The organism is Aeromonas sp. QDB20 (assembly GCF_027707805.1).
Taxonomy (GTDB): domain Bacteria; phylum Pseudomonadota; class Gammaproteobacteria; order Enterobacterales; family Aeromonadaceae; genus Aeromonas; species Aeromonas dhakensis.
Map to the genome: position 1 here is coordinate 1 of NZ_JAPCJC010000002.1, position 24,732 is coordinate 24,732.

Consider the following 24,732-nt stretch of genomic DNA (forward strand, 5'->3'; position numbering starts at 1 on the left):
GAAGGGTACCACCAATCAGCAGTTGGCCACCTCTCGCCATTCATCCATGAGTGTCGCACTTATTATCTGAATTCCCGGCTGACCATTAAAAGCGGTTGGGATGCTATACCTGTCGAGATGCGTGAAAAGGCTTTAGCTCAACAACATATTGGTAGACAAAATGAGCTATAACCGTTTCCCTGAATTAATGACAGTAGGTCGAGAGTTGCTGACCTTATTGGAAAATGGGGAAGTTAATGCAGCTGAGTTGTTAATTGATCGTTACCTAGAAATGTTTAATGATTTTTTTCAGAATGCTAAATTAGAACTTGTGATTGACATAGAGCAGCAGCAAGCATTGTTAGAATTTCAATCTATCTATAAACAAGTAGAAAATACTAAGAACCAGACTGAAGCTGCTTTGTTGAAAATTTCAAAAGCAGGTCGAGCATCTTATCTTTACAAGCTGAATCTAGGTTAGTGATCTATGATGGATTTTAATAAAAAAATTAATGAAATAGAAAGTGAGTTAACCCGTCTCGAGCGCCAGAAAGAGCAGGAAGCTGCTATGCTCGATGTACTACCAGTTCGTTATGAACTGAATATGATGGCATTAGAAAAATACATGCCAGATATATATAATTTTTTCAAAGATTATGTACCCGAACGTGCATTTCGATTTTTTTGTACTGAAAATGGAGAGCCAAATGTTCTCTGGTTATCAGAAAATAAGGCTCTCTATGGTAATGAGCCATTTAAAGATGCTGAGGAACAAGTTAAATATATATTTCAACACAATAAGTTACAATGCGTTAATTTTGTAAAGGACTGGTTCGTTGGTGGTCGTATACATATTAAATATAACAATGCCATTGCTGATTTGAAACCAGATATAACACGCTGTGATATGACTTTAAATAAGTTTGTTGGCTTTGATATACCAATGGTAGTCATGTATGGTATAGGCCTTGGTTATCAGCTTGGATATTTGTATGAAAAGTTTAAGATAAAAAATCTTTTTGCTTTTGAGCCTGACTTAGATATATTTTATGCTTCTCTTTTTTGTTTTGACTGGAGTGCTCTTCTTGATTTCATGAGTAGGGAATCAATAAGTTTGCATATATTCCTAGGTGTTGATGAGAACCTCCTTGTAGGAGATATGATTAATGCCCTGAGTAGTAAAGGCGCATTTTGGTCATCAGCATATTTTTCGTTCGCACATTACAATTCAGATAAAATAAACAAATTGGTTGCTAGGGTTGAGAAGGAGTTTCACTTACTCAGGAGTGGGTGGGGGTTCTTCGATGACAATATATATTCATTGGCTCACAGTCGTATCCATCTATTAAATGAAGATTTTTTCTTAAAAAAAGAAAGAGATATGTCTTTTTTGAAAGATATACCAGCTTTTGTTGTTGGGAATGGACCTTCTTTAGATAAAAACATAAATTTTATTAAAAATCTATCAGATCAAGTAATTATTATTGCATGTGGTTCTGCAGTTAGTGCACTTTATAAAGAAGGAATTCAGGCTGATATATATGTTGCAGTTGAAAGAACCAAAAGTTCAGCTGACTTTCTAGACATAATGAATGCACGAAACTACTTGCGTGAGATGGCTTTCTTAAGTGTTGATGTCATTCATCCAGATTGTAAGAAGTTTTTTAGAAAAACAGGCTTAGCTTTTAAAGCAGATGAGCCTATTTATACATACTTATCGGCTTTATCAGAACAGAAATATGATACTCTAGATTATTCCAATCCTTTTGTTGGTAATTCAGGTTTAAATTATGCCTTGTTGTTAGGGTTTAAAAATGTATACTTGTTTGGTATTGACAATGGCTATAAAAATATAGAAACCCATCACTCACTATTAAGTCTATACTATAATGATAAAAAAGAAAGTAAAATTAAATCACATGTAGAAGATGCATTTTTATCCCCTGCAAATTTTGGCGGTGTAGCCTATACCAATAGGTTGTTTTCTCTTTCAGCATACAGAATGTCCCAACTCATTAGTGAATTTAAAAATACTATGTGTATGAATTGTAGCGATGGGATATATATTGATGGAGCAATTCCTCTTCATGCGGAAATGCTTAACCTTCATTCAAGAAAAATAGATAAAAAGAAGATAGTTGATAATATTTTTGATTGTGGGTTTATCAAGTTTGATGCCAGCAATCTAGATTTTGACATCCTACTAAATAAACCATTGTTTATTGATTTGATGGATATGTTCAGAAAGGACTGGAATGATGTATCTAGAGATTTCAATGATATATTATCATTGATGCAAAAACACCATGATTATTTGTATTATATTGGGCGTACCAGAGAAAGACACATATACAGAGTGCTAATTGGTTCATTGAATTATTTTTATGCCAATATTATTACACTAATGCTAATTATCATTGAGGTTGAGGATAGCCTATTTAAGGAGAAGGTTGAGCAGGCGTTGAAAATATTAGATTCTTTTTTTGTTGAGGCTTGCGACCTATATTGTAATGCTTTTGAAAATGTCGATGATAATTATTTTACAGGCTTGAATGTTTTTAAGCATGACTGACAGTTTTAACGACATATAATCTGCTGGTTTGATACCTAAGTTGCTGTTCAGAATAGTATAGTACTGAATAAGGATGGGTTTACCTCACAACGGTAGATACATCCTATCCTCACGACGAGACCTGTTCAAAGGCCTCCCGGCTGACAGCAACTAACGTGGTTGTACCTTAGAACCCCGTTAAGAAAATTTCAATGTAATCTAAGATATTATCAGTATGGTAGCGGCATTTCTAATGCGATCTTTTTTCTGCAAACTGAAGATCGATTCAGCTACCGCATTGTCCAGCTGTCACGTCGGCTCATAATTGGTGCTAGGTTGTTGGCCTGGCAGAAAGGCTGCTAGTCGTCACTATCATATTAGTTACTCTGGCCCCAGAGTGCACGATGACCTTGCTGTCTGGTTTACGCTGTCATTCGGCCATCAGCTGTGCACCCAACGCGAACTCGCGTGAAAGGATCTGTTTTATCCACCAGACCACCATTTTACAAGTGAAAATATCTATAACTATAGCCAGATACAGCCAGCCAAATCAAGTGCGGATATAGGTGGTATTGGTAACCAAACCTGATTTACCCATATAAAAATAACTTATCGCTGTATACAATTAGGTGCAGCGGTGGAAGATCTACGGGATACCCTACGTGGCTATTTATAGCCGAAAACCGTTGTGATCTGATTTATTTGCATAAGCTATCCCACCCGTTTTTACCACAGGTTTTGCCGTACTCATTCAGGTTGCCATCAATCTAGCGATAGCCATACACGGCGGCCTAAAGTGTGTGGGTCACGAATGAGTGTTTCTGGGGGCAGGTTGTTTTGAACACGTGAATAGCATCGAATGGTGCTGCTATGTATAAAAATAAGCCCAAGCGACATTTATTACCAGACACATTGTCATGACACCCCATACAGAGCGTGCTCGCTAATAAAACGATACTTCAGTCGGGCTCTCTTGTAAATTTCTGAGCGACCTTTTCAGTATATTCCACTTTTCTTTGGTGCATTTTAACTGTACCCATAGCCTCAGGACCTCACTCTTTTCTTCCAGTAAGTCTCGAGCATGCTACTCACTATTATCCGGTTTGATGGCCCTCAGCCATTTATAAAAACTGTGTGCAGAAATCTCCAGCAAGTCATAGATTTCTACTCATTGAATAACCAAGAGCAGTTATCTAACGCACGGCTTTTTATTTAAAATTCAGGTGTAAATCGTGGAGTGCCCATACGCCCCTCTTATGCTAAAACTCTAGGGCTGGATCGTCTACTAGGGTGGGGACAGTCCACATTGTTACAATTATTGAAGTTGATGGTCGGACCAATCACGAAGAAGTCGTCGAACTCGAACGCGTAATAATGGTCCCCATTTGGGAACATTATTTGGTGAAATTTTCCTCGGAATGAATATCGATGATCTTATGTGACAGGTTTGGCGCCGTAGCACTGGTAAGATCCGAGATACGGACCAATGGCAATCTTGGAACAAAAATTCTTCCACCTTCATGCGATCAGAATTATTCAACATGAAGTATATCCCTTGATGCAAGGTGATATAGGCGCGGGTCATTTTTCTAATTGATGGTGGGTAAAGTATCTTCGCACTAGCCCATCTTCTTTGAAATAATGGGGCGATAGAACAACTATAACTGACCATATCGCCATAGTGGGTTATGACAAAACTGGTAGGATTATAATGTATAATTGTAATATAGTTTGCTGTCATGAAGGATTTATTGGATGCCGGCAGTGGCGCCGTAGGAATGGATTGGGTTTGCGTCCTAGATGAGTTTTCAGCAATATGAACATTGGTTTTGATGCACTCTACTGGGTTGTATTCAGCAGCTGTAACCTGTTGCAAAGCTACTGCATGGACCACATAATAGATGCAACACATTGACTTGGTGAGCCGGCTATTATCTCTTAGATCACCAATAAAATACATTGAGGAGTTGTTGGGATTCCGCGTTACTTCGAGCGACTTCAGTTCGTCACGAGATTGAATAATGGTTATTTCCGTTTATGTTTATAAAGTTTCTGTGCTGTTTTGACCAATGTTTGTCCAAACGAGCTGGTACTGCCTGTGAATAGTAACATTTTATTGTGGCATCTAGTCATACAAACAGTAGATTCATTATATTCCAACAAGAAGAATACCCGCATTTTGGAATAATGTTGACTGTTTTTCACAAAACAGTGTGAATGATAGGGGTCTCAAGCCGGCAAATCGTTATGTCCTAATCAGAGTTAGCTATCAGGAAGAATCGCGAGTTTGCATGCAGGTCTGGATTGCTTGACATATCTGCTCCACCGCATTGAGTGCTCTCGGGGTGAAACGGTGCAGCTCATCCGAGTTGATGAGTTGCAGACGCTGGTGGCGAACGGCATCCACCATGGGCCACTGTTGCCAGTGGCGCAGGGCGTCAGCGTCTTGACTCCCTGCCAGGATCAACGCCGGATTGGCCTTGATCACCTGCTCCAGGCTGACCTGGGGATAAGGAGTGCGGGCATCCGCCATCAGGTTCTCCCCGCCGCACAGCTCGATGGCCTGGGCGGGCCAGGCGTTGCCGCTGACGCTGGTCAGCGGTGGATACCAGAGCTGGTAGAACACCTTGATATGCTTGGGTTTGCCGTAGCGCTGGCCAAGGGCGGCCAGGCGGGCGAGATAGGCGTCGGCCTCGGCATTGGCGGTTTGTTCCACCCTCAATGTTTTTCCCAAGGCCCGCATCTCGGTGGCGAGGGAGGCAAAGTCGGTCGGTTCTGAATAGAACACCGGGATCCCCAACTGCTCGATTGGGGCCAGCATGCGGGATTGGGCGGAGCGCCAGGCGACGATCAGGTCGGGTTTCTGGGCCAGCAGGGCTTCCAGATTGATGCTGCGGTAGTTGGCCACCTGGGGCAGGCGCTTGACCTCGGGCGGATAATCGGAGGCATCATCGGTAGCCACGATGCGATCCCCTGCGCCGATGGCAAACAGCAGTTCGGTCAGGTGGGGGGTGAGGCTGACGATGCGTGCAGGCGTGCCAGCCAGCAGGACGGGTGACATGCACAACAGGCAGAGCAGGGTGAGCCATCTAGCCATGCAGCTGCTCCAGCACAGTGAGCAGCAATGCCAGCGCCAGCCAGCCCCAACCGGCTTGTTGCAGACGGTTGAGCAGGCGCAGGGCCGTACCTGCATCCGGCTCGGTGGCGGCGTCAAACACGGGAAAACGGAACAAGCTGCCCTGATAGTAACGGGGGCCACCGAGCTTGCAGCCCAGCGAGCCGGAGAGCAGCGCCAGCAGTATTCCCATGGCGGGGTAGGGCCAGAGCATGGCTGTACGCAACCGGCTGGCCAGCTTGCGCAGCTGGGTCAGGCACAAGGGCAGCGCCAACAACAAGATGGCAGGGGTACACAGGGCCTGGTAGAGCACGGCGGCGGCCCGGCCAAAGTGGGCAAAGGCTGGCAGTTTCGGGCTCCAGCCCTGGTTCATCAGCTGGGCGAGGCGCCACATCAGGGCCCCCTGCACACCCGCCAGGGCGAACCCCAGCAGCGGGCCGGCCCATTGTCCTATCAGGCGCAGGGCGCAGCTTTCACTGACCGCCTTGGCAAGCCCCATCAGGGAGAGTTTACCGGTATCTCGTCTGAGCCAGGGGGCCGCCTGCAGCCGGGCCACCACCAAGGTATCCTGGTCTGTCAGCGCGCGAGTGGCACGGGCCAGTTCCCGCAACGGGCGCGATTCCAGCATCAGCAGCAGAAACAGCAGGTCGAACAGCGGCTCCGAGAGCGAGAGGTTGCGCACCGCCCAGAGTCCGGCGGCGCACGGCAGCCAGACAATCAGCATGACCAGCAGGCCGGCCTGCAGTTGCTGACCGGGGGTGCCATCGGGGCGACACACCTTGTGACCCAGCCGGGTCAGCAGGGGCACGACGGCGGAGAGCCGATAGTGGGCCGGCCAGGGCACGATGGCCTCCAGCAGCGCGGCCCCGAGCAAAATGGCCGCCGGAGTGGCGGCCATCTGTTCCAGAGAGCTGAGTGTGATCACAGCTTGCCGAGCATCTTGATGATCACCTCGGCGGAGTGCTTGCCGGCCACCTCGATGAAGGCATCGAAGGATTCAACCTGTTCCTTGCCGGCGATGTCGGACATGGCACGCACCACCAGATAGGGCACCTTGAACATGTGGCACACCTGACCGATGGCGGCCCCTTCCATCTCGACCGCCAGCATCTGCGGGAAGTCGGCGCGAGCCTTGGCGATGGCGTCGGGCTTGCACATGAACTGATCGCCGGTGCAGATGAGGCCGACCTTGGTCTGATGCTTGCCCTGTTCGGCAATGCAGGCTTGGGCGACGGCGATGAGCTTCTCGTCGCAGGGGAAGGCGGCAGGCTGCTGCGCCATCTGGCCCATCTCGTAGCCAAAGGCGGTCACGTCGACATCGTGGAAGCGCATCTCGCTGGCGATCACCACGTCACCTATGTGCAGGTCCTGGGCAAAACCGCCGGCAGAGCCGGTGTTGATGACGCAGTCGGGGGCGAATTTTTCCAGCAGCAGGCTGGTGGCGACGCTGGCGGCGACTTTACCGATGCCGGAGCGGGTCAGGATCACCTCCTTGCCTGCCAGGGTGCCCTGATAGAACTCGCAGCCGCCCAGTTGCAGGGTGGTCGGGTTGCTCATCTGGCTGCGCAGCAGGGCCACTTCCTGTTCCATGGCGCCGATAATACCTACTTTCATCACTCACCTCGTCTTGATGGCCAGTTGGCCGAATAAGTTGTTGTGGATCATAACAAAAGTTGGCGATGGCGCCGAGCATTCCGATGCTGGCGGGTGGGAAGGTCCACTCAAGGGTAGCGCTCGGCCAATCTGGCCAGCTCGCCGCGGTCCGCCAACCGTTGCAGGGTGCTGGTAAACAGGGCCAGGCGGGCAGGGGAGGTGCGCTGGTAAAACAGGATATAGAAGGGGATGGTCTCCATGGCGGTGGGGAGGATGCGGATCTGGTCGCTCAGGTGATGGCGCTGCAGATCGGCTTCGATACCGGGTGAGCGGTAGTAGACGAAGCGTCCGCGCTTCATCAGCAGCTTGTCGTAGTTGGCGGCGCTGCTGCTCCCGCCGCTGTCGATGATGAGCCCCTGTATGGCCTGCAGCCGTTCGATGGCGCCACTGCCGTGATTGACGAGGATGATCCCCGCATTACCCAGGGCCCTGACGTCGTCCCAGTGGCGGATCTCGATCGGGTCGTCGCTGCGCACCACCAGGTGGTAGCGTACGGTGAAGATGGGGGGCTGCAGATAGAGGAAGTGGTTGCGGCGGACCGGATTGTCGCCCACGCCGCAGAGGAAGTCGAGCTGGCCAAAGCGCACCCGTTTTTCCAGTCGCTTGAGGGGGATAAAGTGCTGATCCCCCTCGATGCGCAGGGCAGGCTCCTGTTGCTCCATCAATCGAAACAGTTCGACGCAGAGCCCCCCGATGCAGCCATCCGCCATCTGGGTGTATTTGGGAGCGGACTCGGGCTGCGCCGCCGTGCGATAGATTTCGGTGGCGTTGACGGCCCGGTGAGTGACTGCCAGCAGACAACCCTGCACCATCACCCGGAATATCATGTCATGCTGGCCCTCGATGTGTGGGAAAATGCGGCGTTGCCTGCGGATGTCGCGGCGTTAGTGCTGAAACATTACGCCATATATCAGAACCTTATCAACCAAGTGCCGTATCCAGAGTCATCATCAGCGCAAACCCAGCCATCAGGCCCAGGGTGGCGTGGGTCTGGTGGCCGTTGCGGTGCGTTTCCGGGATCACCTCGTGGGAGACCACGAACAGCATGGCGCCGGCGGCCAGCCCGAGGCCGATGGGATAGGCGATGGCCATCCCGCTGGAGAGACTGACGCCGAGCAGGGCCCCGAGCGGTTCGAGCAGGCCGCTGCCGATGGCAACCAGCACGGCCATGCCGGGGCGAAAACCGGCAGCGCACATGGCGAGTGCCACCGCCAGCCCTTCCGGAATGTCCTGCAACGCGATGGCGGTGGTGAGCGGCAGGCCCACCGACATGTCCCCCTGCGAGAAGCTCACCCCGATGGCCATTCCCTCCGGCAGGTTGTGCAGGGCGATGGCAAACACGAACAGCCAGACCCGGGAGCAGCTCTCGTGACCGGGGCCGCAGGGGCCTGTCTTGTCGTGTTCATGGGGGGTGAATTGATCGAGCCCTAGCATCAGGAGTACCCCGAGGGTCATGCCGACTACCACCACGGCAGCGGCGAGAAAGCCGTCGCCTGTGATCCCCTCTGCCGCCTCGAGCCCCGGCAGCAGCAGGGAGAAGGCGCTGGCTGCCAGCATCATGCCGGCGGCAAAGCCCAGCATGCTGTCTTCTACCCGTTGCGGAACCGAGCGCAGAAAAAGGGCGGGCAGGGCGCCAAGTGCGGTGGCGGCAAAGCCGGCCAGGCCACCGATAAGGCCGTAGCGAACGCCAGGGCTGATGTCGCCGGCGGCCAGCATCACCAGGCTTTGCAGCAGCAACAGCACGACGGCCGCTAAAGCAACGAACAGGCCGATGGCGATCACCGGGCGTGCCCGCAGCTGCTCGCGCAGCTGGGCTGACCAGGAGGAAAGGGGCAGGGCTGACGCGTTATCCATGAAGATCACCTCTTTTGCTTGACGGCAGGAATGGCGCGGCGCCATCCGGGGACTCTTGCATTACAGCGAGCCGGGCCTCACTTGTCCATGCCGGGACATCGATTGCATTCATCGGCTAACTATTTGAAATGATTTGGTCGTCTTGAATAATTTGTGACGAAGATCTGGTTGTATGGAAAAACAACTTGCTTTGTTGCGGCGAAAGCTGGTGAAGGAGTAGGCAGGTTTGTGGTAAAGTGCCGCCCTCGCGAAACCCACCCTTCCCTTGGTCTTTCGCAACGTCCCATCTCCCGTCAGGAAAGCCCGGGTTACCAGTTCATACGGATGTGATCGCCACTGTGCACCTGCTTGTCAGCAGTCGAGGATCACCAGCCACCATGTTTTACAAAAATCTGTCTATCGGCAAAAAGATTGCCGTGGTCTTTGCGGTCATTGCCGCCGTCAACGTGATATTCGGTATTTTTCTCTCCAGCGAACTGCGCGGCGTGCGCGATCGCGTGTTGAATTTTACCGATTCCACCCTGCCGAGCGTACTCTCGGTCGAGAACCTGCTCTACGACGTATCCTACGTGCGCCGCGCCCAGTTTGCCCTGCTGATGGTGGATGACGCCACCGATCTGCAGGCGCGTCGCGGCCGCATCCAGGCCAACGTCCAGAAAGTCGAGCAGGCCTTCCGGGGTTATGAGGCCACGGTCGGTGCCGCCCATGAGCGTCAGGTGTTCAACGGCGCCAAGCAGGCGTGGCAACGCTACCTGAACTCGGTCAATCTGGTGGATCAACTGCTGGCACAGGGCCAGCTGGAGCAGGCCAAGGTGCAGCTGTTCCAGTCCAACCCCATTTATGGCGAGCTGGAACAGGCGGTCAATGGCCTGGTGGAAGTGAACCTCGGCTTCGTCAAAGAGAACCGCGGCAGCCTGCTTGACAGTGTCAACATGGTGACCAGTTTTGCCATGGTGAGCATCGGTAGCCTGCTGCTGTTCATGGTGGCCATGACCTGGTTCCTGACCCGCCAGATCTGCCTGCCGCTGCAGGCCGTGGTTGCCCAGGCCAACGCCATCGCCGCCGGCGATCTGACTCATCAGCTGGATCGCCAGCACATCGGTCGTGACGAGCTGGGCATGCTGGCCAAGGCCTCCCTCAAGATGCAGGACAACCTGCGCGGTCTGATTGAAGAGGTTGTGGCGGCCGTGACCCAGCTGGGCGCCGCCATCGAAGAGGTGAGCGCCGTCTCCGAGCAGTCGGCACAGGGGATCCAGAGCCAGCAGCAGGAGATCTCGCTGGTTGCCACCGCCATGGCCCAGATGAAGGCCACCGTGGCCGATGTGGCAGGCAACACCGAGACGGCGTCTGAATCGGCCAGCTCCGCCAATGCCCTGGCACGCCGCGGCAATCAGGATGTGCAGAGCTCGCTGATGGCCATCACCCGGGTTGCCGAGGAGATCGAGCAGGCCGGTACCCTGGTCACCGAGCTGGAGCGCGAATCCGCCCAGATCAACGTGGTGGTGGACGTGATCCGCGGCATCGCCGATCAGACCAACCTGCTGGCGCTCAACGCCGCCATCGAGGCGGCCCGTGCCGGCGAACAGGGCCGCGGCTTTGCGGTGGTGGCCGACGAGGTGCGCACCCTGGCGGGTCGCACCCAGGCGTCCACCGGCGAGATCGTCGCCATCATCGAAACCCTGCAGGCCCGTGCCAACCAGGCCAAAGAGGTGACCGGCCAGAGCTGCGAGATGATCCGCCAGTGCGTGGAGCAGAGCGAGCAGACCAGCGACGGCATCCAGCAGATTGAAGAAGCGGTGGCCCAGATCGCCGACATGGCTATTCAGATCGCCAGCGCTTGCGGCGAGCAGGACGCGGTCTCCGATGAGCTGGGTCGCAACGTGGAGCGGATCAACGAATCCTCCAACGAGGTCGCTGTTGGGGCCGATCATACCGCCCGTGCCTGCCTGGAGCTGAGCCAGCTGGCTGCCGGTCTGCGTCAGACCATAGGCCGCTTCCGCCTGGCGTAATAGCTGTATCGGCACCAGACAGGGTGCCGTGTCATGGCCTGTTGCTGCAGGCAAACAGTCAACCCGGCTTCGGCCGGGTTAACTGTTTTTGTTGCTCCTTCATCTCAAGGCATGAGCACAGGGATGGGTCACGACTCTAGGCCTGCGGTTGGTATCGAGCATTGACGTCGCACAAGGCGGCAGTGACGCTCACGATCTCGCCAGTCGGGACAGCGCTGGCCATGAGGGGCAGAGGAGCGATGGCAATGCGCATTGGCAGGGATTTGCTTGTCAGCGTCGATGGGCTGATGGTCATGAAAAGGTCATAAAAAAACCCGGCCTGAGCCGGGTTTTGATGAGTGCGGGTAGTGCTGGCTTACTTGGCCAGGGATTCCGGCAGCTCTTCGCGGATCTTGCCCAGCATCTCTTTCAGGACACGCGGGTTGGCCACGACGATGTTGCCGGAGTTCTCGTAGTTGTGACCACCGACGAAGTCGGTGACGATGGCACCGGCCTCTTTGGCCAGCAGCTCACCGGCAGCGGTGTCCCAGGGCTTAAGGCCGATTTCCCAGAAACCGTCGACGCGACCGGCAGCCACATAGGCCAGATCCAGCGCGGCGGAGCCGGCACGACGGATGTCGGCACACTCGATGAACATGCTCTGGAACATCTTCAGGTACGGCTCGATGTGGTGCTTCTGCTTGAACGGGAAACCGGTGGCCAGGATGGTGCCGGCCAGCTCTTTGGCCTTGCCGACACGGATGCGGTAGCCATTCAGCTGGGCGCCGCTGCCACGGGTGGCAGTGAACAGCTCGTCACGGATCGGATCGTAGATCACGGCTTGTTCGGTCTTGCCCTTGACGCGCAGGGCGATGGAGACGGCAAAGTGCGGAATGCCTTTGACCAGGTTGGTCGTGCCATCCAGTGGGTCAATGATCCATTGGTAGTCCGGATTGGTACCGGCAATCTCACCAGACTCTTCAGCCACGATGCTGTGTTCCGGGTAAGATTTTTTGATGGTGTGAATGATGGCCGCTTCGGCTTCACGGTCAACGTTGGTCACGAAGTCATTGCTGCCCTTCTGGATAACCTCGATGTTCTCGGGTTGAGAAAAGGCTTTTACTACTACTTGACCGGCGTTGCGCGCAGCGCGCACGGCGATATTCAGCATCGGATGCATAGGTTCACCACTGGATGTTAAAGAACGGGGGAATAAAAGGACGCGGTATCATACCAGTCTTTTCGACAATGGCAACTGTTATACGTTATCGCTCCGGCCTTGGCGACTGCCAGATCTGACGGCTCCAATATAGGCTCTTTTTGGTCTAGTCTTATGGGCAGCAGCCGAATAACAGGCTGCCTTGAGCATAGGGACGTGGATCATGAATTTGTCATTAGTGAGTCAAAAACCGTCGGCAACCTCCACCCAGGGTTTGCTGGCCGCCTTGCGGAACTCGACCGGATACGGCGACTACTTCAACGAGCTAACCATTACCCAGCCATCCCACTGGCAACCTGGCAAGGAAGAGGCGGCCATCCTGCTGCTGGATGGGGATGCGGCCTGGCCCGAGTTTGCCTGGCAGCGCAACAGCGACACCTTCGGGTTGCCGGTGTTGCCGCTGCTGATGCGCAAGGGAGACGGTACTCTCACCATTCAGGGGCCGGATGTGCGGGACCCGCGCTTCTATTTTGTCTCCAACGGCATCGTGCTGGAAGAGTCTGAACTTGCCGATCCCGCCTGCAGCCGGGTGCTGCTGAACAAGCTGGAGTCCTACTTCCCGCTGCTTTCCCGCCTCATTCTGCTGCGCCAGCGTCAACCCATGGGGCTGTGCAACTAGGCTCTTCCTTCCCTGCGCCGGGCTGTTCAAGCGGCACAATATTTGTCATAACTGACCGGTATTGTGCCGCTTCGTCATGTTCAGGCCGGGGGATGTCCATGTTGTCCATCCCGCAGCGTTTCTCTGGCCGACATGGGCGAGGCCCTATCCGTCCTGTGCCAATGTGTGAATCACAAGGAGTCCATGATGATCGATTTTTATACCGCCGCCACCCCGAACGGCTTCAAGGTGGCGATTGCCCTTGAAGAGCTGGGCTTGCCTTACCGTGTCATTGCGCTCGATCTGTCGGCGCTGGATCAGAAGAAACCCGAGTTTCTGGCCATCAACCCCAACGGCCGCATTCCGGCCATTGTCGATCGGGACAACGGGGACTTCGCGGTGTTCGAGTCGGGTGCCATTCTTCTCTATCTGGCCGAGAAGGCGGGCAAGCTGCTGCCGGCGGATCCCAAGCGCCGCTCCCAGGCCATTCAGTGGCTGATGTTCCAGATGGGTGGGGTCGGGCCCATGATGGGGCAGGCCAACGTCTTCTATCGCTACTTCCCGGAGAAGATCCCGGCCGCCATCGAACGCTATCAAAAGGAGGGACGCCGGCTGTTCGAGGTGCTCGACAGCCATCTGGCCCAGCACGAGTATCTGGCCGACGAGTACAGCATCGCCGACATCGCCACCTGGCCCTGGGTGCGTATCTATGACTGGAGCGGTATCTCCATCGAGGGGCTGCCCCATCTGCAGGCCTGGATGGACCGGATGGCCGACAAGCCGGCCTGCCAGAAGGGGATCACCATACCGCCGCGCAACGAGAAGCCGGAGGATCTGGTCAAGCAGGCCCAGCAGATGGTAACGCGTTGATTTTTATCGTTGACGGGGCCTAAAACCCCGTCACATTAGAAAAACTAAGGAAAGCTGATTATAAAGATTCGTTCGTTTTTCGTGATCTGAATCACTAAGATGACGGCAAGCCATGGGAGTGTCCTGCTCCCGGCCGGTGCGGGTTCTCCGCCTTGAGTTTTCACCTTTGATTGACCCTGTTTGTTGGATCCCCTCTGCGGTTTTCTGCCAGAGGCGGGCAGCTTTTCGATGATTTTTCGGGACTGAGATATGTATCGGCACAGTTTTTATCCGCTGTTTTTTCTGACCATTCTGATGGTCGCTGTGGGCCAGATGACCCAGACCCTCTACGTGCCCTCCATTCCCATGATGGCGGGGGACTTCAACGTGGCCTCCGGCCAGCTGCAAGCGGTGATGGCTTGCTACCTGATCCCGTACGGCCTCTCCCAGTTTGTCTACGGCCCCTTGTCGGATCGCATCGGCCGTCGCCCCATCATCATCATCGGCATGATGGTGTTCCTGGTGGGTACCCTGACCATCCAGCTGATCCCGAGTTTCATGGCGCTGCTGGCGGGCAGCTTCATCCAGGGGCTGGGGACAGGGGCCGGCGGCGCCATGAGCCGTACCCTGATGCGCGACCGCTACACCGGTGCCGAGCTCAACCGGGCCAACAGCCTGGTCAGCATGGGGGTGATCTTCTCCCCGTTGCTGGCCCCCGTGCTGGGTGGCTGGCTGACCGAGCTGTTCAACTGGCGTGCGGGTTACTGGTTCCTGTTCGGCTTTGGCGCCGTGGCGACCCTGGCCATACTGGCCTGGTTTGTCGAAACCTTGCCGGAGGAGGCCCGTCAGCAGCCGCTGCGAGTCGGTGCCGCCTATCGCCACGTGCTCGGCAACCCGCGTTTTCAGGGCAACCTGCTCTGCCTGATGGCGACCTTCGCCGGTCTGGCGGTGTTTGAAGCGGCCGCCGGCGTGCTGCTGGGCGACGTGCTCAAGCTGAGTGCCCGCACCGTCAGCGTGCTGTTCGTGCTGCCGCTGCCCGGCTACCTGTTCGGTGCCTGGCTCTCCGCCAAGCTGAGTTTTCGCCTGAGCCAGGGCAAGCTGATGCGCCTTGGCATCGCCTTCCTGGCGCTGGGGTCACTCATCATCCTGCTGCCCGGTCTGTTCGGGATAGTGAGTGCCGCTTCCCTGGTGGGTGGGGCTGCCGTCTACTTCATCGGCAGCGGTATCCTCTATCCGACCGCCACCTCCTGCGCCATCGAACCCTTCCCGGGCCAGGCGGGCACCGCCGGTGCCATCCTCGGTGGCATGCAGAACCTGGGGGCCGGCATCGTGACCCTGCTGGCGGCCTGCTTCCCGATGGAGGGGCAGGTGACCCTGGGCGCCATCATGACACTGATGGTGCTGATCGTGGCGCTGAGCTTCCTCTGGTTGCGCCACCACGGTTCGCCCCACGAGCAGATGGCCGTGTGAGCCGGATGATGTGAAAAGACTCGCCCGAGTTGGCGGGTTTTTTATGGGCCGCCGCTGGGGGCTGATATGCCGGATGACTGAAACTGCTGGGGGAGGGGGCTGCCGCACAGGCAAAGAAAAAGCCCGTCACACTGGTGACGGGCTTTTTGCTGTTGGTACCCCGGAGATGCCGTTGCCGGTTTGGGCCCTTGAACCGTCGGTTCAAGGCGGGGATCGGATCTGACCGCAGGCTTCTCGGTCGTGCCGAGCATGCGCAATAGCCAGAAGGCAGATCCCCTGTTTGGTATGAATATCGGCTCGGGGACTTGAACCGGCTGACAAACACCCCAGGGAATTTCAAAAACGTTGCGAGTTAGGGTTGTACGCCTTCGTCGCTGGATTCGCCATATTGTCCGTGCTCGATCAAGGCCGCTTCGATGGTGCGTTGCAGCATCTTGATCCGCTTGTCCATGGTCTCAGAGTATTGGTGATTCTTGTCTTTTTCAAGACAGAGCTCATGGCAGAAATTGAGTGCTGCCATCACCGCCAGCTGTTCATTGCTGGAGACCTTGGAGCGTTGACGCAGCTCGATGAGTTTATCAGTCAGCTGGTCGGCGGCCTGGCGCAGGGCATCCTGCTGTCCCAAGGGACAGGATACCTTGTAGGGACGTCCCAAAATGACGATTTCTACGGCCTCTGTGCTCATGCCTTCCTCAATACGGCGGAGTGTCATTCCGCCTTTATCCACGTGGACAACTGGGCGGGACTATATAGCGCAGATGCAGAAGTTTCAAGGCCTTGCTGGCTCTGGAAGGGGGAGAATGCTAGGATCCTGACCATTAATTCTGCATATTTGCCTGAACTTTGAGCGGATCTTCGATGAGCAAAACGAACCCCCTGAAATACGCGGCCGTGGCCGACCTGATGGAACAGCACGAGCTGATGGCAACGGCTGTAGAGGCCCATGGCGTGATCTGCGGTCTGGTGTGCGGTGGTGTGGCCCTGGACGACAAGAGCTGGCTGCCCCATTTCAACGATCTGGTCAACGACGGTTTCGGTCTGCCAGCCCCGGTGCGCCAGGTGATGACCGATCTCTATCATGAGGTGATCGAGAGCCTGATGGCTCAGAAAGGGGTCGAGCTGCTGTTGCCAAGCGACGAGGCGCCGCTTGACGAGCGCATCGATTCGCTGGTGGACTGGTCCCAGGCCTTTCTGGCCGGTTTCGGCGTGGTGCAGCAGGAGCTCTCCAAGGCCTCCGAAGAGCTGCAGGAGATGATCCAGGACATCGCCAGCATCACCCAGGTCTCCGCCGAGTTCGATCAGGAAGATGAAGAGAACGAAGCCTCCTTCCTGGTGCTCTACGAGCACGTGCGCCTCGGGGTCATGATGGCGTTTGAAGAGTTTGGCAAGCGGCCGGATGCCCCGAGCACCCCGCCGACCCTGCACTGAGTCGAGCAAGTTCGAAAAAGAGCGCCTGGTGGCGCTCTTTTTACATGCATCGTTTGCCAGCATTGGCCGGCCGCAGTGCGGCAAGCGACGGCCAGGAGTGCGCTTTTTTGCCCGTGGCTTCGCATCCCGACCCCACGCTTTGTGTTAGCATGACCCTACGTTTTCAGCTTTTCCCCTGATCTCATGTCTCAATCTGATCTGAACCACGTCGATGTGGCCATCGTCGGTGGTGGAATGAGCGGCGCCGTGCTGGCGCTCTCCCTCGCGGCCCTGCCAGGGCCCAAGCCCCTGCAGATCCTGCTGCTGGAGGCGAGCGCCCCCGAGCTCAATGCACACCCCGGCTTCGATGCCCGCGCCATCGCGCTCTCCGCCGGCACCTGCGAGGCGCTGACCCGGCACGGGCTCTGGCCCCGTTTTGCCCCCCATTGCAGCCCCATCACCCGCATTCATGTGTCGGATCGGGGCCACTTCGGCCAGGCCGGATTGACGGCCGCCGAGTATGGCCTGTCTGCCCTCGGCCAGGTGATCGAGCTGTCGGCGGCGGGCATCGAGTTGCAACAGGCGATCGCCGCCTGCCCGCAGATCCGCATGCTGTGCCCGGCCCAGCTCGAACGGGTGGAGCCGCTGACGGAGGGGGTGAACCTGACTTTGGCGGACGGCGAGCGTTATCAGACCCGTCTGCTGGTGGCGGCCGATGGCGGCAACTCCTTCGTGCGCCAGCAGTGCAAGCTGGCGGTGAACCGTCACGACTACGGCCAGAGCGCCATCATCGCCACCGTCAAGACGGCCGAGGATCCGGCCGGTCAGGCATTCGAGCGTTTCACCCAAGGGGGGCCGCTGGCCCTGCTGCCGATGCAGGGGGGGCTCTCCTCCCTGGTCTGGAGCGTGGCGCGGGATGAGGCGCCGGCCTTGATGGCGCTCGATGACGCCGCCTTTCTGGCCCGCCTGCAGCAGGCCTTCGGTTGGCGCCTCGGTCGCTTCCTGCAAACCGGCCAGCGCCACGTCTATCCGCTGGTGCTGACGGTGGCAGACTACCCGCTGGCCCAGCGCACCGTGCTGGTGGGCAACGCCGCCCATCTGCTGCACCCCATCGCCGGTCAGGGCTTCAACCTCGGCATGCGCGATCTGGACCTGCTCACCCGCGCCGTCGGTCAGGCCCTGGCGGCGGGGGAGGATATCGGCAGCTTCAAGGTGCTAAACGGTTACTGGCAGCAGCGCAAGGAGGATCAGGCGCAGACGGTCTGGCTTACCTCCTCGCTGGCCCAGCTCTTCTCCAATGAGCACGACCCGCTGGTGGCGGGCCGCAACCTGGCGCTCTCCCTGATGGGGCGGCTGGACTGCCTCAAGGCGCCGCTGGCCTCCCGCACCCTGGGCTTTGTTGCCGACCTGTGCCGCCCCTGAGGCGGGTCACAGCTTGCGTATTGAAGGGGTCTGCCTGCGGGCGTGCCCTCGCTGATCCCGGCGATCAGCCCTGAAAGGACATAAAACGATGCAGATGCAAAACGTGGATGTGGTGATTGTGGGGGGCGGCATGGTGGGCCTGGGGCTCGCCGCCGCGCTCAAGGGGAGTGCGCTCAAGGTGGCCGTGGTCGAGGGCCAGTTGCCGACCCCCGCGCTTGACGAGGCGCCGGACAACCGGGTCAGCGCCCTGAGTCTGGCCAGCCAGCGCATCCTGCAGCAGGTGGGGGCCTGGCGCGGCATTGAGGCCCGCCGCCTGCAGCCCTACGTGCAGATGGAGGTGTGGGAGCAGGACAGCTTTGGCCGGATCGCCTTCGATGCCGCCAGCCTGCGTCAGCCTGAGCTTGGCCACATCGTCGAGAACCGGGTCATCCAGCTGGCGCTGCTGGACGCTATCGAGGGGGCCAACAACATCCAGCTGCTGAGCCCGGCCCGGGCGAGCAGCCTGCAAAGCGGCGAGGCGGGCTCCCTGCTGCTGTTGGAAGATGGCCGCGCGCTGTCGGCCAAACTGGTGGTGGCGGCCGATGGTGCCCACTCCTGGGTCCGTCGGCAGGCCGACATTCCGCTCACCAGCTGGGATTACGGCCACCATGCCCTGGTGGCGACGGTGCGTTGTGCCGAGCCACACGAAGCGGTGGCGCGTCAGATCTTCACCCCCGAGGGGCCGCTCGCCTTCCTGCCCCTGTGGCAACCGGATCTCTGCTCCATCGTCTGGTCGCTGCCGGCCGCTCGTGCCGAGGCGCTCTGTCAGTGCGACGACGAGCAGTTCAACCGCCAGCTCATTACCGCGTTCGACGGCCGCCTTGGCCTGTGCCAGCTGGAAGGGGCGCGCAGCGCCATCCCGCTCACCGCCCGCTATGCCCGTGACTTTGCCCGCGAACGGTTGGTGCTGGTAGGGGATGCCGCTCACACCATACACCCGCTAGCGGGGCAGGGGGTCAACCTGGGGCTGCTGGATGCCGCCGCCCTGGCCGAGCAGATCCTGCACAATCAGGCGGCGGGCAAGGATATCGGTCTGCTCGCCAACCTGCGCGGCTATGAGCGCTGGCGCAAGAGCGAGGCGGCCAGCATGCTGGCGGCGATGGAGGGGCTCAAGCGGCTGTTTGCCGGTGCCAACCCGCTCAAAAAGCTGGTGCGCGGGGCGGGCCTGTGCGCCTTCGACCTGTTGACGCCGCTCAAGCAAAGCGTGATCCGGGCCGCCATGGGGTTAGAGGGTGAGTTGCCGGCCTTGGCCAAGGGGAACAATTTGCCGACCCGGCCGAAGTAAGAGGATGATCCGGGCCGCCATGGGGCTGGAGGGAGAGTTGCCCGCTCTGGCCAAGGGTGAAAAAATCTAATAATACTCGGGTGTTTTCACAACAAAACTAATGTGAGGAGGCTGATGACCCGGTTTGGGCATCAGCCTTTAATCTGGGCTGGCAGCGAAACGTTTTTCTCCAAATTGTGACGAAACGGTAAAAATCGAAATTTAATATCGTCATTACCGAGTTTGGTCTGTTTTTATCACTGTTTTTACCTTAGTGTCTGGAGTCTGTTGACTGGCGGTGGATTAGTTTTTTTTGAGCGGCATGCGCGTCCGCTTGGCATATAATCCGCTGCGTTCAAGGAATCACTCCGGCCTTGCGGGCCGGAACGAGCACAGACTCAGGCACTCTCTGCTCTTGCTGCGACCCCGGTGAACCGCCGGAGGGCGGCCGGGCGGGGCGGATCGTGAGTGTTGTCGCGAACGCTTAAGGAAACACAGCGATGATCCAGACTACAGTACTGCATCCCAAGCACCTGGAAGCCGGCGCCAAGATGGTGGACTTTCACGGTTGGGAAATGCCCATCAACTACGGCTCACAGCTGGAAGAGCACCATCAGGTGCGCACCGATGCCGGCATGTTCGACGTCTCCCACATGACCATCGTCGATTTGACCGGCGAGCGGGTCAAAGCCTTCCTGCAACACCTGCTGGCCAACGACGTGGCCAAGCTCACCCTCTTTGGCAAGGCCCTCTACAGCGGCATGCTGACCCCGGAAGGCGGCGTCATCGACGACCTCATCACCTATTACCTTGGCGAGACCTTCTACCGCCTGGTGGTCAACTCCGCCACCCGCGAGAAGGATCTGGCCTGGATCCGCCACCATGCCCAGGACTTCGGGGTGACCGTGACCGAGCGCCCAGAGCTCGCCATGATCGCGGTGCAGGGGCCCAACGCCAAGGCCAAGGCGGCCAAGGTGTTCAGCGCCGAGCAAAATGCCGCCGTGGAAGGCATGAAGGCCTTCTTCGGCGTGCAGGCCGGCGAGCTTTTCATCGCCACCACCGGCTACACAGGTGAAGACGGCTACGAGATCGTGGTGCCGCAAGAGCAGGCGTGCGATCTGTGGCAGGCGCTGCTGGACAACGGCGTGGCCCCCTGCGGCCTGGGTGCCCGTGACACCTTGCGCCTCGAGGCTGGCATGAACCTCTACGGCCAGGACATGGACGAAACCGTCTCTCCGCTGGCCGCCAACATGGCCTGGACCATCGCCTGGGAACCCAGCGATCGCCAGTTCATCGGCCGCGCCGCGCTGGAAGCCCAGAAAGCCGCCGGCAGCCAGCCCAAACTGGTGGGCCTGGTGATGGAAGAGAAGGGCGTGCTGCGCAGCGGCATGCCGGTCACCTTCACCACCGCCGGTGGAGAAGAGCGGGAAGGTGTGATCACCTCCGGCTCTTTCTCGCCCACTCTGGGCTACAGTATTGCCCTGGCGCGGGTGCCCCGTGATATCGGCGAGCAGGCCTCGGTGGAGATCCGCAAGAAGCTGGTCACCGTGAAAGTGACCAAGCCGGCTTTCGTGCGCAACGGCCAGAAGCTGGTGTAACGACCCCATTGCGGCGAAGGGGCTGCCCTTCGCCAGACCCCCTTGCCCCGGCAACGTCTGTCGAACGCGCCGGGGACAAGTGATCCAAGTGAATAAAGGAAGCACAAATGAGCCATATCCCGAGCGAACTGAAATATGCCACCTCCCACGAGTGGATCCGTGTCGAAGCCAACGGCGAGGCCGTGGTCGGTATCACCGAGCACGCCCAGGAGCTGCTGGGTGACATGGTGTTCGTCGATCTGCCGGAAGTGGGCAAGCAGGTTAGTGCCGGTGATGACTGCGCCGTGGCCGAGTCGGTCAAAGCCGCCTCTGACATCTACAGCCCGGTGAGCGGCGAGATCCTGGCCGTCAACGAAGAGCTGGAAGGCAGCCCCGAGCTGGTCAACTCCGACCCCTACGGTGCCGGCTGGCTGTTCCGCATCAAGCTGGATGACGCGGGCGAGCTCGCCAACCTGCTGGATGCCGAAGGCTACCAGAACGTGGTGGACGAAGAGTAATGCCCCCGGGCCCTGCCAATCGCGCAGGGCCCGTTTGTATGCATGCCCGTCGGCCAGGAGGCCGGCCGGCGAGGGTGAAGTCGTCCGTCCCGGTTTGCCCACGGCCAACCGGACAGCCGCAAGACGACCCCCTGTCGCTATGAGCGACATCCGGTGCCGGCAGGGGCCACCCTGCCAGCCGAACATGAGTGAAGCCGGCCGAGGCCGGCTGTCAGGCACTTAGTTATCAGGACTTTTTATCAGGAATAGGGAAATGACCCAGTCACTGTTTGAACTCGAGCAAAAAACCGATTTCATCCGCCGTCACATCGGGCCGGGTGAGGAAGATCTGCGCGCCCTGCTGGCCGTGGTGGGCGCCGAGAGCCTGGACGATCTGATTGAGCAGACGGTCCCCGCCGCCATTCGCCGGCCGGGCCCGCTCGGCATCGGTGCCTCCATGACTGAAGTGGAAGCGCTGGCCAAGCTCAAGGGCTATGCCGCCCAGAACAAGGTGGCCAAGAGCTACATCGGCATGGGCTATCACGACACCCACGTGCCCCACGTCATCCTGCGCAATGTGCTGGAAAATCCGGGCTGGTACACCGCCTACACTCCGTACCAGCCGGAGCTGGCACAGGGCCGTCTCGAAGCCCTGCTCAACTTCCAGCAGCTGACCCTGGATCTCACCGGCATGGATCTGGCCAGTGCCTCCCTGCTGGATGAGGCGACCGCCGCCGCCGAGGCGATGGCGCTGGCCAAGCGGATGGCCAAGTCCAAGTCCCACCTCTTCTTCGTGGCCGACGACGTACACCCGCAAGTGATCGACGTGGTCAAGGAGCGGGCGGTCCACTTCGGCTTTGACGTGGCAGTCGGCCCGGCCGAGCAGGCCTGCGCCGAAGAGGTGTTCGGTGCCCTGTTCCAGTACCCCACCACCACGGGGGAAGTGAAAGATCTGCGCGCCCTCATCGCCGCGGTGCAGGCCCAGAAAGGGCTGGCCTGCGTCAACGCCGACATCTTGTCGCTCCTGCTGCTCAAATCCCCGGGCGAGCTGGGAGCCGACGTGGTGCTGGGTTCGGCCCAGCGCTTTGGCGTGCCCATGGGCTACGGTGGCCCCCACGCCGCCTTCTTCGCCACCCGCGATGCCTACAAACGCTCCATGCCGGGTCGCATCATCGGTGTCTCCAAGGATGCCCGCGGCAAGGCCGCCCTGCGCATGGCGATGCAGACCCGCGAGCAGCATATCCGCCGCGAGAAGGCCAACTCCAACATCTGTACCGCCCAGGTGCTCTTGGCCAACATGGCGAGCTTCTACGCCGTCTACCACGGCCCGGTGGGACTGAAAACCATCGCTTCCCGCGTGCACCGTCTGACCACCATTCTGGCGCTGGGCCTCAAGGCCAAGGGCGTGGCCCTCAAGCATGCCAGCTGGTTCGATACCCTGACCGTACAGACCGCCGACAAGGCTGCGCTGATCGCCAAGGCCGAGGGGCTCGGCATCAACCTGCGCGCGGATCTGGATGGTGCGGTGGGTGTCTCCCTCTCTGAAACCACTACCCGTGGCGATGTGGCCGAGCTGTTCGAGCTGTTCCTGGGCACAGGGCACGGTCTGGACATCGAGGCCCTCGACAAGGCGGCGCAGGCCCATCACGCCATCCCGCAGGATCTGCTGCGCACCGACGCCGTGCTGACCCACGAGGTGTTCAACAAGTACCACTCCGAGACCGAGATGCTGCGCTACATCCACCGTCTCGAAGCCAAAGATCTGGCCCTCAACTACGCCATGATCTCGCTCGGCTCCTGCACCATGAAGCTCAATGCCACCGCCGAGATGATCCCAGTGACCTGGCCCGAGTTCGGCAAGCTGCACCCGTTCGCCCCGCTGGCTCAGGCCAAGGGTTATCAGCTGCTGCTGGCCGACCTCGAAAACTGGCTGGTGAAGGTGACCGGTTACGATGCGGTCTGCATGCAGCCCAACTCCGGCGCCCAGGGCGAATACGCCGGCCTCTTGGCCATCAAGAAGTACCACGAGTCTCGCGGCGAGGGGCATCGCGACATCTGCCTCATCCCGGCGTCCGCGCACGGCACCAACCCGGCTTCCGCCCAGATGGCGGGCCTGCGGGTCATCGTCACTGCCTGTGACAAGTCGGGCAACGTGGACCTGGACGATCTGCGCGCCAAGGCCGCCGAGGCGGGGGATCAGCTCTCCTGTCTGATGGTGACCTATCCCTCCACCCACGGGGTGTACGAGGAGACCATCAAGGAGGTGTGCGACATCGTTCACCAGCACGGTGGTCAGGTCTATCTGGACGGCGCTAACATGAATGCGCAAGTCGGGCTGACGGCGCCGGGCTTTATCGGGGCGGACGTATCGCACCTCAACCTGCACAAGACCTTCGCCATTCCTCACGGCGGTGGCGGCCCGGGCATGGGCCCCATCGGCGTGAAGAAACACCTGGCACCGTTCGTGGCCGGTCACGCCGTGGTCAAGACCGACAAGGAGAGCCGCAACAACGGCGCCGTGTCGGCGGCACCGTTTGGCTCGGCCAGCATCCTGCCCATCAGCTGGATGTACATCGCCATGCTGGGGGACGATGGGCTGAAGAAATCCACCCAGGTGGCCATCCTCAACGCCAACTACCTGGCCAAGAAGCTGGGTGAATCCTTCCCCGTGCTCTACTCCGGGCGCAACGGTCGGGTGGCTCACGAATGCATCCTGGATATCCGCCCGCTCAAAGAGGCGTCCGGCATCAGCGAGATGGACGTGGCCAAGCGCCTGATGGACTACGGCTTCCACGCGCCGACCATGAGCTTCCCGGTAGCGGGTACCCTGATGGTCGAGCCGACCGAGTCGGAATCCAAGCGTGAGCTGGACCGCTTCGTGGAGGCGATGACCGCCATTCGCGCCGAGATCGCCAAGGTGCAGGACGGCCACTGGAGCCTCGCCGACAACCCGCTGGTGCATGCCCCGCATACCCAGGATGACGTGATGGACGCTGAGTGGAATCGTGGCTACAGCCGCGCCGAGGCGGTGTTCCCGTCGGACGCCGTGCGCGCCGCCAAGCTGTGGCCGTCAGTCAACCGCATCGACGACGTCTACGGCGATCGCAACCTGTTCTGCTCCTGCATCCCGACCGAGGACTACGCCAAGTAAGCGCAGGTGCTCAGCATGACCCGGTAAAAAAGGCCCTGCATCGGCAGGGCCTGGTCGGGCAATAGGGCTGAGCAGAGCTATCAAGGTGTCAAAATCCGA

General features: G+C 58.0%; 20 protein-coding genes, 1 other RNA gene and 1 pseudogene. 12 read left to right on the forward strand and 10 right to left on the reverse strand.

Translation table 11 applies throughout. The features are described from left to right. Nucleotides 1-160: 160 nt before the first annotated feature. Both PG897_RS01870 and PG897_RS01875 read left to right on the forward strand, forming a co-directional pair. On the forward strand, nt 161-460 hold the full coding sequence (locus PG897_RS01870; protein ID WP_270828723.1) for a hypothetical protein: 300 nt from the start codon (nt 161-163) through the stop codon (nt 458-460). Nucleotides 461-466: 6 nt separating this feature from the next. Beyond that, nucleotides 467-2,551, forward strand: a complete 2,085-nt coding sequence (locus PG897_RS01875) for a motility associated factor glycosyltransferase family protein (RefSeq protein WP_226009705.1) — start codon at nt 467-469, stop codon at nt 2,549-2,551. 109 nt (nt 2,552-2,660) lie between these two features. Here PG897_RS01875 and PG897_RS01880 read toward each other — a convergent pair. The 7 genes and pseudogenes from PG897_RS01880 to PG897_RS01905 form a co-directional block, all read right to left on the reverse strand. Further along, nucleotides 2,661-3,775, reverse strand: a pseudogene (locus PG897_RS01880) (DDE-type integrase/transposase/recombinase). A 70-nt stretch (nt 3,776-3,845) separates the two neighbouring features. After that, nucleotides 3,846-4,559 (reverse strand): polysaccharide biosynthesis protein, encoded by a 714-nt coding sequence (locus PG897_RS22570; RefSeq protein WP_201885131.1) that lies wholly within the window; start codon nt 4,557-4,559, stop codon nt 3,846-3,848. A 240-nt stretch (nt 4,560-4,799) separates the two neighbouring features. Beyond that, on the reverse strand, nt 4,800-5,627 hold the full coding sequence (locus tag PG897_RS01885) for a cobalamin-binding protein (RefSeq protein WP_024942776.1): 828 nt from the start codon (nt 5,625-5,627) through the stop codon (nt 4,800-4,802). Continuing rightward, the gene (locus tag PG897_RS01890; protein ID WP_270828724.1) at nt 5,620-6,570 is read right to left on the reverse strand and encodes a cobalamin biosynthesis protein; all 951 of its coding nucleotides are present in this window, start codon (nt 6,568-6,570) and stop codon (nt 5,620-5,622) included. The genes PG897_RS01885 and PG897_RS01890 overlap by 8 nt, the downstream gene beginning before the upstream one ends. Then, a complete protein-coding gene (gene mtnN / locus PG897_RS01895; RefSeq protein WP_017786676.1) occupies nt 6,567-7,259 on the reverse strand; it encodes a 5'-methylthioadenosine/S-adenosylhomocysteine nucleosidase in 693 nt (230 codons plus the stop codon). Before mtnN ends, PG897_RS01890 begins: the two co-directional genes overlap by 4 nt. Nucleotides 7,260-7,366: 107 nt before the next feature. Beyond that, the gene (locus PG897_RS01900; RefSeq protein WP_024942774.1) at nt 7,367-8,125 is read right to left on the reverse strand and encodes a substrate-binding periplasmic protein; all 759 of its coding nucleotides are present in this window, start codon (nt 8,123-8,125) and stop codon (nt 7,367-7,369) included. A 94-nt stretch (nt 8,126-8,219) separates the two neighbouring features. After that, on the reverse strand, nt 8,220-9,152 hold the full coding sequence (locus PG897_RS01905; RefSeq protein ID WP_024942773.1) for a ZIP family metal transporter: 933 nt from the start codon (nt 9,150-9,152) through the stop codon (nt 8,220-8,222). A 377-nt stretch (nt 9,153-9,529) separates the two neighbouring features. On the opposite strand from PG897_RS01905, the gene PG897_RS01910 reads away from it, so the two are divergent. Next, the gene (locus tag PG897_RS01910) at nt 9,530-11,161 is read left to right on the forward strand and encodes a methyl-accepting chemotaxis protein (RefSeq protein WP_019840399.1); all 1,632 of its coding nucleotides are present in this window, start codon (nt 9,530-9,532) and stop codon (nt 11,159-11,161) included. A gap of 355 nt (nt 11,162-11,516) precedes the next feature. On the opposite strand, the gene suhB is transcribed toward PG897_RS01910, so the two are convergent. Next, nucleotides 11,517-12,320 (reverse strand): inositol-1-monophosphatase, encoded by an 804-nt coding sequence (gene suhB / locus PG897_RS01915; RefSeq protein ID WP_005299686.1) that lies wholly within the window; start codon nt 12,318-12,320, stop codon nt 11,517-11,519. A gap of 202 nt (nt 12,321-12,522) precedes the next feature. Here suhB and PG897_RS01920 point away from each other — a divergent pair, with 202 nt between their 5' ends. From PG897_RS01920 to emrD, 3 genes are all read left to right on the forward strand, one after another. Beyond that, nucleotides 12,523-12,978: a hypothetical protein gene (locus PG897_RS01920; protein WP_017765933.1), complete on the forward strand. Its 456-nt coding sequence runs from the start codon at nt 12,523-12,525 to the stop codon at nt 12,976-12,978. 186 nt (nt 12,979-13,164) lie between these two features. After that, a complete protein-coding gene (locus PG897_RS01925; RefSeq protein ID WP_005299690.1) occupies nt 13,165-13,827 on the forward strand; it encodes a glutathione S-transferase family protein in 663 nt (220 codons plus the stop codon). A gap of 249 nt (nt 13,828-14,076) precedes the next feature. Then, nucleotides 14,077-15,276 (forward strand): multidrug efflux MFS transporter EmrD, encoded by a 1,200-nt coding sequence (emrD, locus tag PG897_RS01930; RefSeq protein ID WP_005299692.1) that lies wholly within the window; start codon nt 14,077-14,079, stop codon nt 15,274-15,276. 153 nt (nt 15,277-15,429) lie between these two features. On the opposite strand, the gene ssrS is transcribed toward emrD, so the two are convergent. Further along, a non-coding RNA gene (ssrS, locus tag PG897_RS01935) (6S RNA) lies at nt 15,430-15,612 on the reverse strand. Between the two features lie 16 nt (nt 15,613-15,628). Further along, complete coding sequence (zapA, locus tag PG897_RS01940; RefSeq protein ID WP_005299694.1) at nt 15,629-15,961, reverse strand: cell division protein ZapA; 333 nt, start codon at nt 15,959-15,961, stop codon at nt 15,629-15,631. Between the two features lie 173 nt (nt 15,962-16,134). On the opposite strand from zapA, the gene PG897_RS01945 reads away from it, so the two are divergent. The 6 genes from PG897_RS01945 to gcvP all read left to right on the forward strand — a co-directional run bounded on the left by PG897_RS01945 (nt 16,135) and on the right by gcvP (nt 24,633). Then, complete coding sequence (locus tag PG897_RS01945; RefSeq protein WP_005299696.1) at nt 16,135-16,704, forward strand: UPF0149 family protein; 570 nt, start codon at nt 16,135-16,137, stop codon at nt 16,702-16,704. Between the two features lie 183 nt (nt 16,705-16,887). Further along, entirely contained in the window at nt 16,888-18,105 is a 1,218-nt protein-coding gene (ubiH, locus tag PG897_RS01950; RefSeq protein ID WP_201881742.1) for a 2-octaprenyl-6-methoxyphenyl hydroxylase, read from the forward strand. A gap of 88 nt (nt 18,106-18,193) precedes the next feature. Continuing rightward, on the forward strand, nt 18,194-19,429 hold the full coding sequence (locus PG897_RS01955) for an FAD-dependent 2-octaprenylphenol hydroxylase (protein WP_201881744.1): 1,236 nt from the start codon (nt 18,194-18,196) through the stop codon (nt 19,427-19,429). A 479-nt stretch (nt 19,430-19,908) separates the two neighbouring features. Next, the gene (gcvT, locus tag PG897_RS01960; protein WP_201881746.1) at nt 19,909-21,006 is read left to right on the forward strand and encodes a glycine cleavage system aminomethyltransferase GcvT; all 1,098 of its coding nucleotides are present in this window, start codon (nt 19,909-19,911) and stop codon (nt 21,004-21,006) included. 107 nt (nt 21,007-21,113) lie between these two features. Then, nucleotides 21,114-21,503: a glycine cleavage system protein GcvH gene (gcvH, locus tag PG897_RS01965; RefSeq protein WP_019840407.1), complete on the forward strand. Its 390-nt coding sequence runs from the start codon at nt 21,114-21,116 to the stop codon at nt 21,501-21,503. A 253-nt stretch (nt 21,504-21,756) separates the two neighbouring features. After that, the gene (gene gcvP, locus PG897_RS01970; protein WP_270828725.1) at nt 21,757-24,633 is read left to right on the forward strand and encodes an aminomethyl-transferring glycine dehydrogenase; all 2,877 of its coding nucleotides are present in this window, start codon (nt 21,757-21,759) and stop codon (nt 24,631-24,633) included. Nucleotides 24,634-24,732: the final 99 nt, after the last annotated feature.

Bases quoted from the DNA above. Each gene is read 5' to 3' on its own strand.
- suhB (WP_005299686.1), bottom strand. From the start codon at position 12,320: ATGCATCCGATGCTGAATATCGCCGTGCGCGCTGCGCGCAACGCCGGT.
- PG897_RS01905 (WP_024942773.1), bottom strand. From the start codon at position 9,152: ATGGATAACGCGTCAGCCCTGCCCCTTTCCTCCTGGTCAGCCCAGCTG.
- PG897_RS01875 (WP_226009705.1), top strand. From the start codon at position 467: ATGATGGATTTTAATAAAAAAATTAATGAAATAGAAAGTGAGTTAACC.
- zapA (WP_005299694.1), bottom strand. From the start codon at position 15,961: ATGAGCACAGAGGCCGTAGAAATCGTCATTTTGGGACGTCCCTACAAG.
- PG897_RS01920 (WP_017765933.1), top strand. From the start codon at position 12,523: ATGAATTTGTCATTAGTGAGTCAAAAACCGTCGGCAACCTCCACCCAG.
- emrD (WP_005299692.1), top strand. From the start codon at position 14,077: ATGTATCGGCACAGTTTTTATCCGCTGTTTTTTCTGACCATTCTGATG.
- ubiH (WP_201881742.1), top strand. From the start codon at position 16,888: ATGTCTCAATCTGATCTGAACCACGTCGATGTGGCCATCGTCGGTGGT.
- PG897_RS01945 (WP_005299696.1), top strand. From the start codon at position 16,135: ATGAGCAAAACGAACCCCCTGAAATACGCGGCCGTGGCCGACCTGATG.
- PG897_RS01910 (WP_019840399.1), top strand. From the start codon at position 9,530: ATGTTTTACAAAAATCTGTCTATCGGCAAAAAGATTGCCGTGGTCTTT.
- gcvP (WP_270828725.1), top strand. From the start codon at position 21,757: ATGACCCAGTCACTGTTTGAACTCGAGCAAAAAACCGATTTCATCCGC.
- gcvH (WP_019840407.1), top strand. From the start codon at position 21,114: ATGAGCCATATCCCGAGCGAACTGAAATATGCCACCTCCCACGAGTGG.
- PG897_RS01900 (WP_024942774.1), bottom strand. From the start codon at position 8,125: ATGATATTCCGGGTGATGGTGCAGGGTTGTCTGCTGGCAGTCACTCAC.
- gcvT (WP_201881746.1), top strand. From the start codon at position 19,909: ATGATCCAGACTACAGTACTGCATCCCAAGCACCTGGAAGCCGGCGCC.
- PG897_RS01955 (WP_201881744.1), top strand. From the start codon at position 18,194: ATGCAGATGCAAAACGTGGATGTGGTGATTGTGGGGGGCGGCATGGTG.
- PG897_RS01885 (WP_024942776.1), bottom strand. From the start codon at position 5,627: ATGGCTAGATGGCTCACCCTGCTCTGCCTGTTGTGCATGTCACCCGTC.
- PG897_RS01870 (WP_270828723.1), top strand. From the start codon at position 161: ATGAGCTATAACCGTTTCCCTGAATTAATGACAGTAGGTCGAGAGTTG.
- mtnN (WP_017786676.1), bottom strand. From the start codon at position 7,259: ATGAAAGTAGGTATTATCGGCGCCATGGAACAGGAAGTGGCCCTGCTG.
- PG897_RS01925 (WP_005299690.1), top strand. From the start codon at position 13,165: ATGATCGATTTTTATACCGCCGCCACCCCGAACGGCTTCAAGGTGGCG.